The 15,614-nt window shown below is 44.8% G+C and carries 11 protein-coding genes; 8 read left to right on the top strand and 3 right to left on the bottom strand.

What is annotated here, in order from left to right; translation table 11 throughout:
• Positions 1-27: 27 nt before the first annotated feature.
• Both BCU07_RS10500 and acnB read left to right on the top strand, forming a co-directional pair.
• Positions 28-2,361, top strand: a complete 2,334-nt coding sequence (locus tag BCU07_RS10500; protein ID WP_102428501.1) for a patatin-like phospholipase family protein — start codon at positions 28-30, stop codon at positions 2,359-2,361.
• A 272-nt stretch (positions 2,362-2,633) separates the two neighbouring features.
• Positions 2,634-5,222 (top strand): bifunctional aconitate hydratase 2/2-methylisocitrate dehydratase, encoded by a 2,589-nt coding sequence (gene acnB / locus BCU07_RS10495; protein ID WP_102428500.1) that lies wholly within the window; start codon positions 2,634-2,636, stop codon positions 5,220-5,222.
• Positions 5,223-5,323: 101 nt separating this feature from the next.
• Here the strand turns inward: acnB and BCU07_RS10490 are convergent, their stop codons facing one another.
• From BCU07_RS10490 to BCU07_RS10480, 3 genes are all read right to left on the bottom strand, one after another.
• Positions 5,324-6,457 (bottom strand): glycerate kinase, encoded by a 1,134-nt coding sequence (locus BCU07_RS10490; protein WP_017059424.1) that lies wholly within the window; start codon positions 6,455-6,457, stop codon positions 5,324-5,326.
• Between the two features lie 16 nt (positions 6,458-6,473).
• Complete coding sequence (locus tag BCU07_RS10485) at positions 6,474-7,739, bottom strand: GntP family permease (RefSeq protein WP_102428499.1); 1,266 nt, start codon at positions 7,737-7,739, stop codon at positions 6,474-6,476.
• Between the two features lie 127 nt (positions 7,740-7,866).
• The gene (locus BCU07_RS10480; protein ID WP_017066809.1) at positions 7,867-9,021 is read right to left on the bottom strand and encodes a sugar diacid recognition domain-containing protein; all 1,155 of its coding nucleotides are present in this window, start codon (positions 9,019-9,021) and stop codon (positions 7,867-7,869) included.
• A gap of 131 nt (positions 9,022-9,152) precedes the next feature.
• Between BCU07_RS10480 and BCU07_RS10475 the strand changes: the two genes are divergently transcribed.
• The 6 genes from BCU07_RS10475 to BCU07_RS10450 all read left to right on the top strand — a co-directional run bounded on the left by BCU07_RS10475 (position 9,153) and on the right by BCU07_RS10450 (position 15,562).
• Entirely contained in the window at positions 9,153-9,521 is a 369-nt protein-coding gene (locus tag BCU07_RS10475) for a YacL family protein (protein WP_019824378.1), read from the top strand.
• A 238-nt stretch (positions 9,522-9,759) separates the two neighbouring features.
• Positions 9,760-10,098 carry a P-II family nitrogen regulator gene (gene glnK, locus BCU07_RS10470; RefSeq protein WP_004738200.1) on the top strand — a complete coding sequence of 113 codons (339 nt, stop codon included), beginning with the start codon at positions 9,760-9,762 and terminating at the stop codon, positions 10,096-10,098.
• Positions 10,099-10,125: 27 nt separating this feature from the next.
• The gene (locus tag BCU07_RS10465) at positions 10,126-11,355 is read left to right on the top strand and encodes an ammonium transporter (RefSeq protein WP_017059420.1); all 1,230 of its coding nucleotides are present in this window, start codon (positions 10,126-10,128) and stop codon (positions 11,353-11,355) included.
• A 295-nt stretch (positions 11,356-11,650) separates the two neighbouring features.
• Positions 11,651-12,664: a Fe(3+) ABC transporter substrate-binding protein gene (locus BCU07_RS10460; RefSeq protein ID WP_017059419.1), complete on the top strand. Its 1,014-nt coding sequence runs from the start codon at positions 11,651-11,653 to the stop codon at positions 12,662-12,664.
• A 244-nt stretch (positions 12,665-12,908) separates the two neighbouring features.
• Complete coding sequence (locus BCU07_RS10455) at positions 12,909-14,534, top strand: ABC transporter permease (RefSeq protein WP_102428498.1); 1,626 nt, start codon at positions 12,909-12,911, stop codon at positions 14,532-14,534.
• A complete protein-coding gene (locus BCU07_RS10450) occupies positions 14,534-15,562 on the top strand; it encodes an ABC transporter ATP-binding protein (RefSeq protein ID WP_102331933.1) in 1,029 nt (342 codons plus the stop codon). The genes BCU07_RS10455 and BCU07_RS10450 overlap by 1 nt, the downstream gene beginning before the upstream one ends.
• Positions 15,563-15,614: the final 52 nt, after the last annotated feature.

Genomic DNA, 15,614 nt, shown 5'->3' with positions numbered 1-15,614 from the left:
AAAAGAATGACAAGGATAGTTTAAATAATGATTTCTCGTTGGATAGTGAGCAGCTTAGGCATTGTCGGTACTGTGATCAGTTTTCAGCTGTTTGCATCTACTGTGACACCGGTGGAACAATCTCAGCAAGCTGGACAAGCTCATAAAAGACCAACCGTTGCTGTTGTGCTTGCTGGTGGAGGAGCCAAAGGAGCGGCTCACATTGGTGTACTTAAAGCGCTAGAAGAGATGCAAATTCCGGTCGATTACATTACCGGTACCAGCATGGGCTCTTACGTTGGTGGGCTTTATGCGACAGGGATGAGTGCTGATGAGATTGAAAGTTTTATTTATACGGTTGATTGGAATCGCGGCTATCGTGATCGCGTTAACCGTAGTGATCGCCGAGTGCGTGACAAAGAATATGAAGACCGTTACCAACTTAACACCGATCTCGGTTTAGGTTGGGGCGAAATCAAAGCTAGGAAAGGTGTGGTTCAAGGTCAGAATATGTTGCGTATTCTGCGTGAGACCACAGGTAACCTATCTCCACTCGACTCTTTTGACCATCTTGCTATTCCCTACCGTTCAGTCGCAACCGACATTATTGAGCTTGAAGAAGTGGTCATCGACCATGGTCACCTTGTTGATGCGATGATGGCCAGTATGTCAGTTCCCGGCGCGCTTCCCCCTTATGAATTAGATGGCCGAATGCTGGTTGATGGTGGTGTCACCAATAATATGCCAGTCGACGTTGCCAGAGCGATGGGCGCGGACATTGTCATTGCGGTGGATATCAGTACCAATTACAAAGGCAAAGAAGATTTCACGAATTTTCTAGCGGCAGCTGATCAACTCTCTAATTATCTGGTCCAACGCAGCACTCAAGAGCAAGCTGAAACACTGACGGATGATGATGTTTTCCTACGTCCTGATGTTGGGCAAATGGAGACGACTGACTTTGATAAAATGCCATCGGCTTTCCTCGCGGGCTATGAAGCCGCTAAGCAGCATACTGATGAACTTTCTAAGCTATCGCTCTCAAATGCCGATTATCAGCATTATATCGAGGACAAACAAAAAGCGCGCAGACAGCTAAAACACGGCGATAAGACCGTCGTTGACCGAGTTGTTATCAATAACAATACCCACTATTCCGATAAGCTGATCGAAAACCGTTTAAACCTTGATTCAGGTAAGGTTCTGAAGACCAGTGAAATTGAATCTAAAGTACAAGACCTCTATGCGCTAGATAGATTCGAGTTGGTGACTTATGAATTTGACACAGTGAATGGCGAGGAGCAACTGCTAGTCGATGTGAACGAAAAATCTTGGGGGCCAAACTACCTCAATTTTCGATTCTTTCTTGAAGATGACTTCTCTACTACCAGTCAGTACTCGATCGGTGTTTCAGCCAACTTTACCGATATTAATAAGCATGGTGCAGAGCTAAGAACTAACGTCGAGATGGGTACTGACAAACGAATTGAAGCGGAACTTTACTCGCCCTTCTTTTCGAGTCAAAAACTGTTCACTTCTGCATCGATTGTTTACAGTAAGGAAAACAGAAACTTGCCAGTGGTTGAGGGGGAGGTTGGAGAGCCGACATTAGATGCGACTATAGACTATGTTCCACTGACTTATAGTCAATATGTTAGTGAATTGGCTTTAGGCTATCAGCCTACCTTGTGGCAAGAACTGAAATTTGGTGCTCGTTATACTGATGGGGATTTTGAGGTTTCTTCGATACCATCTTTTGGTAACGGAGCGTATGCACGTATAGGTGCGTTTATTAGTTATCGACTCGATACTTTAGATAATTTTAGTTTGCCAACGGAAGGTTACTTTGTTGATCTTGAGTACCTTGTTTCTCATGATGATTTTGAGGACAACATGTCTGGAGATAGCCCGGAGCTAGCGGCTGAAAGCGATACTGTTTACGAGTTTTCGGCTAATTTCATGGCAGCAAAGAGTATTGAGAAGCATACTTTAGTCGCAAAGCTTGATTACGGAATTGTAGAAAGTAAAAACTCTGTTTTTCCAATCGACCCCAAAGAGCTTGGTGGCTTCTTAAACCTGTCAGGTATTCCAAGGAATAGTATGATAGGTCAGAATTTGGCCTACACCAGCCTTATCTATCGTTATAAGTGGTTTGAAAATGACTTCGGACTCTTTGAATCACCATTCTACGTGGGCGCATCCATTGAACATGGTGGTGTCTGGTCGAACAATGATTTAAGGCTTGATGAAGCGCCAATGTACACCGCGGGTTCTGTTTTCGCGGGTGTTGATTCACCAATCGGGCCGATTATTTTAGCTTATGGCCGAACCGAAGATAACTTCGATTCGGTGTATCTGATTGTAGGTACGTCCTACAAATAATCATGCGCAGAGTCGCCATTTAAGTGCGTAATTAGGCAAAAATAGTGGGACTTTCGTCTTAACTTGCTATGTTGGTCAAAATGATAAGATTTTAATTTAACGTTAAATTTGCTATTCTACCGCCCACAGTTTGGCCTCTATGACGCCGCTCATCAATACAAATTGAATGACAAAAATGGCAATGGAGAGCCAAGTTTCCAAGGATGTTCACTTCTTTATTTTACTAACAATTATGAAGGGAAGAAGTGAACCGCAATGAGAGGAAAAAAGTCGTGCTTGAAGCCTACCGTAAACACGTCGAAGAACGTGCTGCCGAAGGAGTTGTTCCAAAACCACTAGATGCTGAGCAGGTAGCTGGCCTAGTTGAACTTCTGAAGAATCCACCTCAAGGTGAAGAAGAAATCATTCTTGACCTACTAGAAAATCGCATTCCACCGGGTGTAGATGAAGCTGCTTACGTAAAAGCTGGCTTCCTTACGGCTATCACTAAAGGTGAAGTAGCTTCGCCACTAGTAAGCAAAGCAAAAGCTGCAGAACTGCTTGGTACCATGCAAGGCGGTTACAACATCGAATCTCTAGTATCTCTACTAGACGATGCTGAGCTTGCTCCAATCGCTGTTAAAGCGCTATCTCATACTCTACTGATGTTCGATGCGTTCTATGACGTAGAAGAGAAAGCGAAAGCTGGCAATGCTGCTGCACAACAAGTACTTCAATCTTGGGCTGATGCTGAATGGTTTACAGCGAAAGATAAAGTAGCAGAAAAAATCACAGTAAAAGTATTTAAAGTCACTGGTGAAACGAACACCGATGACCTATCTCCAGCGCCTGATGCATGGTCACGTCCTGACATCCCAGTACACGCGAAAGCGATGCTGAAGATGGAACGTGATGGCATTACTCCTGATGAACAGGGTAGCGTTGGTCCAATCAAACAAATTGAAGAAATGCAAAAAGATGGCATTCCACTGGCTTACGTTGGTGATGTTGTTGGTACAGGTTCTTCACGTAAATCGGCAACAAACTCAGTACTTTGGTTCATGGGTGAAGATATCCCATTCGTACCAAACAAGCGTACTGGCGGTGTTTGTCTTGGTGGTAAAATTGCACCAATCTTCTACAACACAATGGAAGATTCAGGCGCACTACCCATTGAACTGAACGTACAAGACATGAACATGGGCGATATCATTGATATCTACCCGTACGAAGGTGTTGTTCACAAGAACGGTTCTGTGATCTCAAACTTTGAGCTAAGCAAAGTACTTCTTGATGAAGTGCGTGCTGGTGGCCGTATTCCACTGATCATCGGTCGTGGTCTAACGGGTCGTGCTCGTGACGCTCTAGGTCTAGCTGAAACGGATCTGTTTGCTAAACCAATCGATCCATCTGCATCTGATAAAGGCTACACGCTAGCTCAGAAGATGGTTGGTAAAGCATGTGGCGTTGAAGGTGTTCGTGCTGGTCAGTACTGTGAACCTAAAATGACGACAGTCGGTTCTCAAGATACGACCGGTCCTATGACTCGTGATGAGCTTAAAGATCTGGCGTGTCTTGGTTTCTCTGCAGACCTTGTAATGCAGTCTTTCTGTCACACATCGGCATACCCTAAACCAGTCGATGTAAACACTCACCATACGCTACCTGATTTCATCATGAATCGTGCGGGTGTTTCACTTCGTCCGGGTGATGGCGTTATCCACTCATGGCTAAACCGTATGCTTCTTCCTGATACTGTAGGTACAGGTGGTGACTCGCATACTCGTTTCCCTCTAGGTATTTCATTCCCTGCGGGTTCTGGCTTGGTAGCATTTGCTGCAGCAACAGGCGTTATGCCTCTTGATATGCCTGAATCTATCTTGGTTCGCTTTAAAGGTGAAATGCAACCGGGTATCACGCTACGTGACCTAGTACATGCCATTCCTCTTTACGGCATCAAGCAAGGACTACTAACGGTAGAGAAAGCAGGTAAGATCAACGAATTCTCTGGTCGTGTACTAGAAATTGAAGGTGTTGAGCACTTATCTGTTGAGCAAGCATTTGAGCTTTCTGATGCATCTGCTGAGCGTTCTGCTGCAGGTTGTACCGTTAAGCTTTCTGAAGAGTCTATCTCTGAGTACTTGAACTCGAACATCGTGATGCTGAAGTGGATGATCGCTGAAGGTTACGGTGATGTTCGTACGATTGAGCGTCGTATTACAGCAATGGAAGAGTGGCTAGCTAACCCTGAGTTGCTGTCTGCTGATTCAGATGCGGAATACGCGCACGTTATCGAGATTGACCTTGCTGATATCGATCAACCAATCCTATGTGCACCAAACGATCCAGATGATGCTCGTCTTCTATCTGACGTTCAAGGCGCAGAGATTCAAGAAGTGTTCATCGGTTCTTGTATGACCAACATCGGCCACTTCCGTGCCGCTGGTAAGATGCTAGAAGAGTTTAACGGCTCGCTAAATACTCGCCTATGGGTGGCTCCGCCAACGAAGATGGATAAAGACCAACTGACAGAAGAAGGCTACTACGGCATCTTCGGTCGTGCTGGGGTACGTATCGAAACTCCTGGCTGTTCACTATGTATGGGTAACCAAGCTCGTGTTGCTGATGCTTCGACGGTTATGTCGACGTCAACGCGTAACTTCCCGAACCGCTTAGGTAATGGCGCGAACGTTTATCTGGCTTCTGCTGAGCTTTCTGCTGTTGGCGCGATTCTAGGTCGCATCCCAACGAAAGAAGAGTACTTAGAGTACGCTGAGAAGATTAATGCAACCGCTGCTGATACATACCGTTACCTGAACTTCCATAAAATGGGTCAGTACACGGAAAAAGCAGACACGGTTATCTTCCAAGAGCCTGCGTAACGTCTGATTTTGTTGTAAATATAATTAAGGCCGCTGTGAATAGCGGCCTTAATTGCTTTTAGCATACAGCGAAAATTGCTTTTAGCTTACAGAGAGCTCGATTAGTGCTTAATCGTATACATTGCTGCAACATTGCGAGCAGTAAGTTCAATATTTTCAGCCGCTTCAGCCAAAGCTGTCGGCAAGTCTACTGAACGGTTCACTACCGCAAATACCGCGTCGATACCATGCTCATGAACCACACCACAATCACTGGCTAGACAGCCGGCAATACCGATGACAGGCAGTTTATGTTTTTTGGCTGTGCGAGCGACACCAATCGGTGTTTTGCCATGAATGGTTTGGCTATCAATGCGCCCCTCTCCTGTAATCACAAGATCAGCATCTGAGACTATTTCATCTAAATTGACGGCGTCCATTACGATGTTAATACCAGGGCGAAGCTCCGCATTTAACAGGCCAACAAGTGCCGCGCCTAGACCGCCTGCCGCGCCAGCACCAGGGAGATCAATGACATCGACGCCTAACTGGTTTTTCATGATACTGGCATAATGAGCAAGGTTAGCATCTAACAGCTCAACCATTTCTGGTGTTGCGCCTTTTTGCGGACCGAATACCTGTGATGCCCCTTTTGGTCCGCATAATGGATTATCGACATCACAAGCGACCTCTAAGCGTACGTTTTGTAGGCGTGGGTCGAGGTTGGTGAGATCAATGGTTGTCAGTTTTGACAGTTCACCACCACCAAACACCAGCTCGTGACCCTCTGCATCTAGCATACGAATGCCTAGCGCTTGAGCCATTCCTAAGCCACCATCATTGGTCGCACTACCACCAATGCCAATAATAATATGCTCAACACCTTTATCTAATACGGCTTTGATCAACTCACCCGTACCATAGGTAGTGGTTTTTAGTGGATTACGTTGTTCTGGAGAGACTAAATCTAGGCCGGAAGCGGCCGCCATTTCAATAATGGCAGTTTTACCGTCACCGAACATACCGTAGAAGCCTTCGACAATTTCACCTAATGGACCAATCACTGGATGTTGGATGATAGAGCCATTGGTCGCATCCACCAGAGATTGTACTGTGCCTTCACCACCATCAGCCATTGGTAATTTTACGTATTCGGCGTTTGGTATTAGCTGTTTAAAGCCATCTTCAATCGCTTGAGCAACGCCCATTGCTGATAGGCTTTCTTTATATGAGTCAGGAGCAATTACAATTTTCATTTTGATACCTTTAAACTTAAACAAACAGACCAAATACACCGAAGATCATTACTGAGACGAAGGCGATAACAAGACCGACCGCTGACTCATAAGGGATGAGTTTTAGACGTTCATGAATACTCATATGTACCGCACCACCCGTGGCATGGAAGAAGCTACCATGTGGCATATGGTCAAGTACTGTCGCACCAGAGTGGATCATTGCTGCGCCTGCGAGAGCTGGAACACCTAGCTCAAGAATGGTGCTGGCAAATACATTCGATGCCACTACTGTTCCGGCAGTTGTCGATGCGGTTGATAGTGCCATCAGTGCGCCAGAAAACGGAGCAAGTAAGTAAGAAGGCAGCCCAGACATCGTCAGCACTTCAATCAGATCAGCTTTTAGTCCTGAGTTAGCAATGATGCCTGCAATGGTTCCTGTGCCCAGTAGCATTACAGCAACCGGTGCCATACGTGACAAGCCTGAAACCGCAAAGCTATTGGCTTGTTTGAAGCGACCCATAGCCAGTGCACCCAGCAATCCACCCAAGGGTAATGCAATTAGAGGATCAACATTGATATCAGCGAGTGGTCGCAGCGCGAGTAGGGCAATAGCCACTAACGGTGCAACGATTGAAGAAGAAAAGCTTGGCAGTGAACTTTGATCCGCTTTGACCACTTCACTTTCCGCTACTTTTGAACCTTTATTGACGAGGCGCTTTGCCAAGAAGTAGGCGAAAAGCAGCCCAAATAGACCCGGAATCACGCCTGCAGCCATCACAGAGGTTAACGGAACATTGAACGCATCAGCCGCCGCAATGGCATTTGGGTTAGGCGACATGACATTACCTGCTTTACCGCCGCCCACCATCGCCAAAAGGATCGCGGTTTTAGAAAGGTCTGCGCGGCGAGCAATAGCCAGTGCAATAGGAGAAACCGTGATAACGGCCACATCAACGAAAACGCCAACAGCGGTTAAAATCATGGTCGCAATGGCAAGAGCAAGTAAGGCGCGAGTTTCGCCTGCTTTTTTGATGATGGATTCTGCAATCGAGGTAGCCGCCCCTGATTCAATTAGTACGCCGGCCAACACACCAGCGGCGAGAATTCGCATCACTGAAGTGACGATCCCTTGGGCACCACCTATCATTAACTCAACGGTTTCGGTGAGAGAAACGCCGCCAACCACGCCGCCAACCAAAGCACCGATGATCATGCCGTAGGTGGGTGGCACTTTTTTAAGAATGAGCGCGATAGCAACAATCAATGCTGAAAGTGCGCCAAGAGTTGAAACTTCAATCATGTTCTATTTCCCAGATAACGATGTGTCATTTTCGGCAAATATAAAGATATAGGGTTGGTAAGTCTTTGTCATTCTCTACAAATAAGTGCTCAAATCGGTCCTTTTAAATTGTGCGGTTGCACATTTTTTAGCTCGACCAGTGGAATAGATTTATTGCAATGTAGAGTTGAAATAGATCGTCTATATTGTTGATATTTAATGATGTTATTTGGTTTATCTTGTCTGTTCGATAGCGTAGCGTATTGCGATGGATATGTAGTTCGTTACAGGTGAGAGCTGAATCACAGTTCTGCTTTAAATATGTCTTCAAAGTTTTGATCAGTATCCCTTTACTGTCCTGTTGTTGAAGATGTAGGTAAGACTGCTCCAGTTGCTCACGAATCCATGGATCTTGTAACAGGCTACTCATAATGGCCGGCAGTCGATAGTCTTGATAGAAAAACATGTCTCCGGGGCGGTTACCGACACTGCGCATAGTGAGCTCAGCGGTATCATATGAGCGTGCTAAACCAGAAAGTCCGGTAAAGTAATCCCCAAGCGCAATCTTGATTTGAAACTTAGCTTCTTTCTTTATTCTTTTGAGTAGCAATTTCACGCGCTTGGCTTCTGCATCCTTGGACCAGCTGTTCCCTATCAGGGTTATAGGCTTGAGTACCACCACTTCGTTTTGTGAAACAGACAAGATACCGACTAAATTATCGCGCTCGGGATATTCAAGTAAATGTACTAATTGCTGTAAGTTTTCCAATGAAGGCGCAGTGTCTCCTATCGGTAACACCTTGACGATGGCGGCAATCCGCGGTTGTGCAAGGTCGAGATCCAGACGCTGTGCGATGGATTGCAGTTGCATGTCATTAAGCGTGCTACCTCGGATTAATTGCAATACCAATTCTTCACGATGCCTCTTATTCCATTCTACTTGAGACATAAGTACAGCTTGTTCAACAATAAGCTCAGCGGTCATCTTCACCAGCTCACCAAAATGATGAACTTGCTGCAGTGTCCCAGAAACCCCAATCGCCCCAATGACATTATCCTGAAATAGAATCGGTAAATTAACTCCAGGCTTAACCCCTTTTAGGTGTTCGGCAGTGGCTTCGTCAATATTAACGACTCGTGATTCGGTGATGGCAAGTACCGCTCCTTCATGTTTTTGGTATAAGCGAGTAGGATCACTGGATCCAATAATGCGACCTTTATTATCCATCACATTAATCGAGTGTGGGATGATCTTCATGGTTCGTTCGACAATTTGTTTGGCAATCATTTCGTTCAACTGCATAGAGCCCTCCTCTTCATTGACTGTGTAGGTTGGATCGTAACGATAAATTCGTCAATACGCTCGTTTCTGACAAGACAATGGTATACTCAGAAATAGTATCGCTTGAGTATTAATGCAGTATAGGTTGAGTTATGGAGTTTGAATTTACTAGAAACACTCTAATGGGTGAATACTATGTGAAATGCAGCATGGGCCATGAGATTGTTGGCCGTTGGCTTCAAGAAGAGATCGGTAAAGATAAGCAAAAATTAGATCATGTGATGGCGTTGATTGAGCAATCTCGACAGGACTTGAGCAATGAAGTGACGTTGCTTGGCAAAGAGATTAGCCTTGCGATTAATGAAGACGAAGTAACGATTCAAGAAAACGTGTTAGCGCATGAGCAAGAGATGGAAGAGGGCAGTGAGTTCGACTTCTATAACTGTGAAAGCCAAGCAAGCTGTGGAATCGACGATTTCGAACTGCTCATCGAACGCTGGATGGATTTTTTAGGTTACTAGTCCTAAGACCTATTTGTTAGTCATTCAGAGCTTTGAAGGCTCCGTTGCCCAAAACTGGAGCAATAAGAGCATCGCGCATTAAGATAGTGAAAAGGCTGCACCATGTTGGTGCGGCCTTTTTCGTTATTACGACCTTATTATCTTCATCTTATTTAAAATCAAGCACTTAACTTTTTGGCACGCTACTTGGATTGTAATAAGAGAATTAACGGATTAAGTAAGAATTTAAGGAACGAATATGAAATTAATAAATGCCATTGTTAAGCCATTCAAATTAGACGATGTACGCGAAGCGCTCTCTGATGTGGGTATTGAAGGTATGACTGTTTCTGAAGTGAAAGGCTTTGGTCGTCAGAAGGGACACACTGAATTGTATCGTGGTGCAGAGTACCAAGTGGATTTCCTACCAAAGGTGAAGCTAGAGATTGCTACCCAAGCTGAGAATGTTGACCGAGTTGTTGAAGCGATTAGCCAAGCGGCACACACCGGAAAAATCGGCGACGGCAAAATTTTTGTGTATGACCTAAGCCAAGCCGTACGAATTCGTACTGGTGAAATGGATGCTGAAGCACTTTAAAGAATTACAAGGACTGGAGACTTTAATATGGAACTTACAACAACAGTAACGGAACTACGTTACGCACTAGACACTTTTTTCTTCCTCATTTCAGGTGCGTTGGTAATGTGGATGGCAGCAGGCTTCGCGATGTTAGAAGCTGGCCTAGTTCGTTCAAAGAACACCACAGAAATTTTAACTAAGAACATCTGTTTGTACGCAATTGCTTGTACAGCTTTCTTAGTGGTTGGTTACAACATCATGTATGTCGACAACGGTGAAGGCGGTTGGTTGCCATCATTTGGTACTCTAATTGGTACACAAGGTGAAGGCGCAGATCACTCTCTAGAATCAGACTTCTTCTTCCAGGTAGTATTCGTTGCAACAGCAATGTCTGTAGTATCTGGTGCGGTTGCTGAGCGTATGAAGCTTTGGTCATTCCTAATCTTCTCTGTAGTACTAACAGCGTTCATTTACCCTGTTGAAGGTTATTGGACTTGGGGCGGTGGTTTCCTATCAGAAGCGGGTTTCAGTGACTTCGCAGGTTCAGGTATCGTACACATGGCTGGTGCAGCAGCAGCGTTAGCTGGTGTTCTACTACTCGGTGCTCGTAAAGGTAAATACGGTAAGAACGGTGAAATCTACCCGATTCCTGGTTCAAACATGCCACTTGCAACGCTAGGTACATTTATCCTTTGGTTCGGTTGGTTCGGTTTCAACGGCGGTTCTCAACTGATGGTTTCGGATTTTGAGAACGCAACAGCAGTAGGTCAAATCTTCCTTAACACCAACGCAGCAGCAGCAGCAGGCGCAATTGCAGCACTACTAGTATGTAAAACAACTTGGGGTAAAGCAGACCTAACAATGATTCTTAACGGCGCGTTAGCTGGCCTAGTAGCAATCACTGCAGACCCTCTATCACCATCACCTCTATTTGCTGTAGCGATTGGTTCGGTATCTGGTGCATTGGTTGTATTCAGCATCATCGCTCTAGACAAAGCTAAGATTGATGATCCAGTAGGTGCTATCTCTGTACACGGTGTATGTGGTTTCTTCGGTCTAATGGCTGTGCCACTAAGCAACGCTGATGCAACGTTTGGTGCTCAGCTAATGGGTGCAGCAGTCATCTTTGCATGGGTATTCGGTGCTAGCCTAGCAGTATGGGCGGTGCTTAAAGCAACAATCGGTATCCGAGTAACGGAAGATGAAGAACTTGAAGGTATGGACATGCACGATTGTGGTGTCGGCGCTTACCCTGAGTTTGTATCAGTAAAATAATCAACAGTCGTCGCCTAATCTGAATGGGTTAGGTTGGACAAAGAAAGCCCCGCAACTCTTGTTGCGGGGCTTTGTTGTATTTACGGTTGCACAATATATAAACACGAACGTTGAAGTTAGGCTCATTGTTTAAGGGGAACGACAAGACACAAAGTTGAAATGGTTTGTTACAAAAGTGAGAGTTTGAATGGTCTGAGTAGACGGATTTTTTGTTGGTCGTCATTGTAATTATGTTAATGATGAATATAATAACGCAACTGATAGACATTATCATTTCGATATAAAGGATTTTACAATGAAGAAACTGCTAACACTTTCAGCTCTAGCGTGTGGTGTAATTGCCCCGACAGCAATGGCTGCGGAAGAAGTAAACGTATACTCTTACCGTCAACCTTTCCTTGTTGAGCCAATGTTCAAAGAGTTCACAAAAGAGACTGGTATTAAAGTAAACGTTAAGTTTGCTAAAAAAGGTTTAGCAGAGAAGTTAGCTCAAGAGGGTGAATACAGCCCAGCTGACGTTGTCTTAACTGTAGATATCAGCCGTCTATCTGAATTAACTAAACAAGGTCTAGTTCAATCTGTAGAGAGCGATGTACTTGAAAAGAACATCCCAGCTCAATACCAAGATACAGATAACGAGTGGTTCGCTCTAACAACTCGTACACGTAGCGTTTATTCTTCACGTGACCGTGTTGGTCGTCTAGGTGAAGAGTTCACTTACGAAGATCTAACTAAGCCTGAATTTAAAGGCAAAATCTGTACTCGTAGTGGTAAGCACCCATACAATGTTTCTCTAGTATCTTCGATGATTGCTCACAAAGGTGAAGCTGAAACGAAAGAATGGCTAGAAGGCGTAAAAGCAAACCTAGCACGTAAGCCTCAAGGTAACGACCGCGCGCAAGTTAAAGCGATTAAAGAAGGTCTATGTGATGTTGCTCTTGGTAACAGCTACTACCTAGGTAAGATGGTTAATGATAAAGAGCAAAAAGCTTGGGCTGACTCTGTTTACATTAACTTCCCTAACCAAGAGACTACAGGTACTCACGTAAACATCTCTGGTATGGCAATGGCTAAATACTCTCCAAATGAAGAGAATGCCGTTAAGCTGATGGAATTCCTATCTGGTGACACAGCACAAAGCATGTACGCAGAAGTGAACTACGAATACCCAGTGAAAGCAGACGTTAAACCTTCTGAGCTTGTTGCTTCATGGGGCGAGTTCAAAGCGGATACTATTTCTCTAGACGAAATTGCAAACCACCACGCGGCTGCAATCAAGCTATTAGACGAAGTTAAGTTCGATCTATAATTTATTACGGTAGGCTTCGGCCTAAGTAAAATGACAACCTCAAGTCGCCATTTTGGCTACTTGGGGTTGTTTGTTATTGGAAAATCACTTTTTGATACAAAGCACCCCGTTGATCCCTTGAGTTATTAGCATCTCACCTTGAAGTCATTAGAGTATATGGGTATAAATAACCCCACCATTAAAAGGATATGAGATGTATTTGCAAATGCATTTGTGTTTCATTAAGCCTCGTTGTAGTTAGGCGATGAAAGAAAAGAATTATTTATGGAACACCAGTAGCGGCATTATTGCTGTATTACTGGTTTTACCGATCTTAGCGATTTTTACGACGGCTGTTGGAGAAACAGATGAGCTATTTTCTCATCTGATGTCCACAGTGATGCCTACCTATGCCTACAATACGGTGGTTTTAGTCATAGGAACCATGTTCCTGTCTTTAGTTTTTGGTATTCCGTCGGCTTGGGTTATGGCAATGTGCCGTGTTCCGGGAGAGCGTGTTTTGCAGTGGGCACTCGTCCTGCCATTAGCAATGCCAGGCTATATTGTTGGCTATATCTTTACCGATTGGTTCGACTTTGCCGGCCCTGTTCAGGTTCTACTGCGAGATCTTACTGGGTGGGGACCCGGTGAGTATTGGTTCCCAGATATTAGAACCTTATCCGGCGCTATTATTGTTCTGTCTCTCGTTCTCTATCCTTATGTTTATTTGCTGTGCCGCGCGGCATTTATGGAGCAAAACGTCTCCTTATTACAATCTGCTCGTTTGCTAAAATGCTCGCCTTGGGAAAGCTTCCGTCGTATCTCCTTACCACTTGTTCGTCCATCAATGGCGGTCGGTTTATCGCTTGTTGCTATGGAGACCATCGGTGACTTTGGTACCGTGAGTTACTTTGCGGTAAATACTTTAACGACTGCGGTTTATGATACTTGGCTAGGCTACTCAAGCTTAACGGCAGCTGCGAAAATATCGGCAATCATGCTGGTTATCGTGATCCTACTGTTGAGCTCAGAGCGATACAGTCGCCGTAAGCAGAAGCTATTCCAGAATCAGTTCAGCAGCCGCGAAGATTTTCGTTACGACCTTTCTGGTTGGAAAAAATGGCTGGCACTATTCTGGTGCTGGGTATTAGTTTGCGTTGCGTTCTTATTCCCTCTTGGCCAGCTCATTATTTACGCCTACAAATATTTTGCTCAAAGCTGGACCCCTGAATTCAGAGAATATGCCATCAACAGCCTTTACGTTTCGGTAGCTGCTGCGATTATTGGCGTGATTATCGCGATGATTGTTAACTTTAATCAACGCGTTAGTCCGAGTAAGAAAAATCAGGCTTATATGCGTCTCGCTTCGATGGGCTATGCCGTTCCAGGCACCGTGTTAGCGATTGGGGTGATGGTACCTGTTTTGTTCATGGATCACTTGGTCAATGACATTGCGAAAGTGATGGAGTGGGGGCGACCTGGTTTGATCTTCTCTGGCTCCATGTTCGCGCTAATTTTTGCCATGGTCGTACGTTTCTCTGCAGTGGCAATTGGCAGTATTGAAAGCAGCTTGAGTAAAGTATCCCCTTCATTGGATATGGCCTCAAAAACCATGGGTTGCAATACCAATCAGATGTTACGCCGTGTTCATTTACCTTTGATTAAACGTGGCGCATTGATCGCTGGCTTACTGGTGTTTATCGAATCAATGAAAGAGTTGAATGCGGCCTTGCTGCTGCGTCCTTTCAACTTCGAGACATTGGCGACTTATGTTTATAACTATGCCTCAGATGAGCACCTAGAATTGGCGGCGATGCCTGCTGTATTATTGGTGTTGGTGGGTTTAATTCCTCTGATCATCGTAAACCGTTCCTTGGAGCAGAAAAACTAATGAGTTGTGCATTATCAATTAAAGATCTGACTTGTAAGTATGAGTCGCAAACCATTTTGGAAGCGCTCTCGTTAGAAGTTGAGCATGGTGAAATTGTTTGTCTTCTTGGTGCGAGTGGCTGCGGTAAAACGACCTTACTGAAGGCGATTGCAGGCTTACTTCCATTAAGTAGCGGTGTGATGAGTTTGAACTGTCAAACCATTGATGATGGCGAGAATTGGTTGCCACCAGAGCAGCGTAACATTGGTATGATTTTCCAAGATTACGCCCTGTTTCCGCATCTGACGGTAAACCAGAATGTCGGCTTTGGCTTGACAGACCTTTCTGAGCAGCAAAAGAAAGACAAAGTTCAAGAGATGCTGGAGTTGGTTCACTTAGATGAGTACGGTGACCGCTACCCACACCAACTTTCAGGTGGTCAACAACAGCGTGTCGCTATTGCTCGTTCTTTGGCGTACAAGCCAGACTTGCTACTGTTAGATGAACCATTCTCAAACATCGATACTCAGGTTCGTCATGAGCTGATTTCTCAGATTCGCAAGATTTTTAAGAAGCAGGGTGTTACAGCTATCTTCGTAACTCACAGCCGTGAAGAAGCGTTCGCATTTGCAGATAAAATGGCAGTAATGAACCATGGTGTGATTGAGCAGTATGGTTCGGCATCTGAGTTGTATTTCCATCCTTCAAGTAAGTTTGTTGCAGACTTTTTGGGTGGCGGTAGCTACCTCAATGCACAGCGTATTTCGGAGCATGAATTTGAAACCAGTTTGGGTATGGTTGAAGCCAAACCGCAAACGGAGATTGAGTTCGGCAATACATGTGAGCTTCTGCTAAGGCCCCAGCATATCCAAGCAAGTTACGAGCAAGATAGTGCTATTTCGGTGCTAGAACAGCAATTTATGGGTGATCACTGTCGTTATGTAATCGAAGCGCATGGTCAGAAGTTATTAGCAACCTCGTCAGAAGCACTTGAAGTGGGTATGCCGGTCAACGTAAAAGTCGATACCAAAGGCGTATTGGCTTTTTAAAGAGATATAACGCGATACTAATCGTTACAAGAATCGCGATAAAAAAGCCCAG

Source organism: Vibrio sp. 10N.261.54.E10 (assembly GCF_002877735.2).
Classification (GTDB): Bacteria; Pseudomonadota; Gammaproteobacteria; order Enterobacterales; family Vibrionaceae; genus Vibrio; species Vibrio crassostreae_C.
This window is presented reverse-complemented; position numbering and strand designations above follow the sequence as displayed.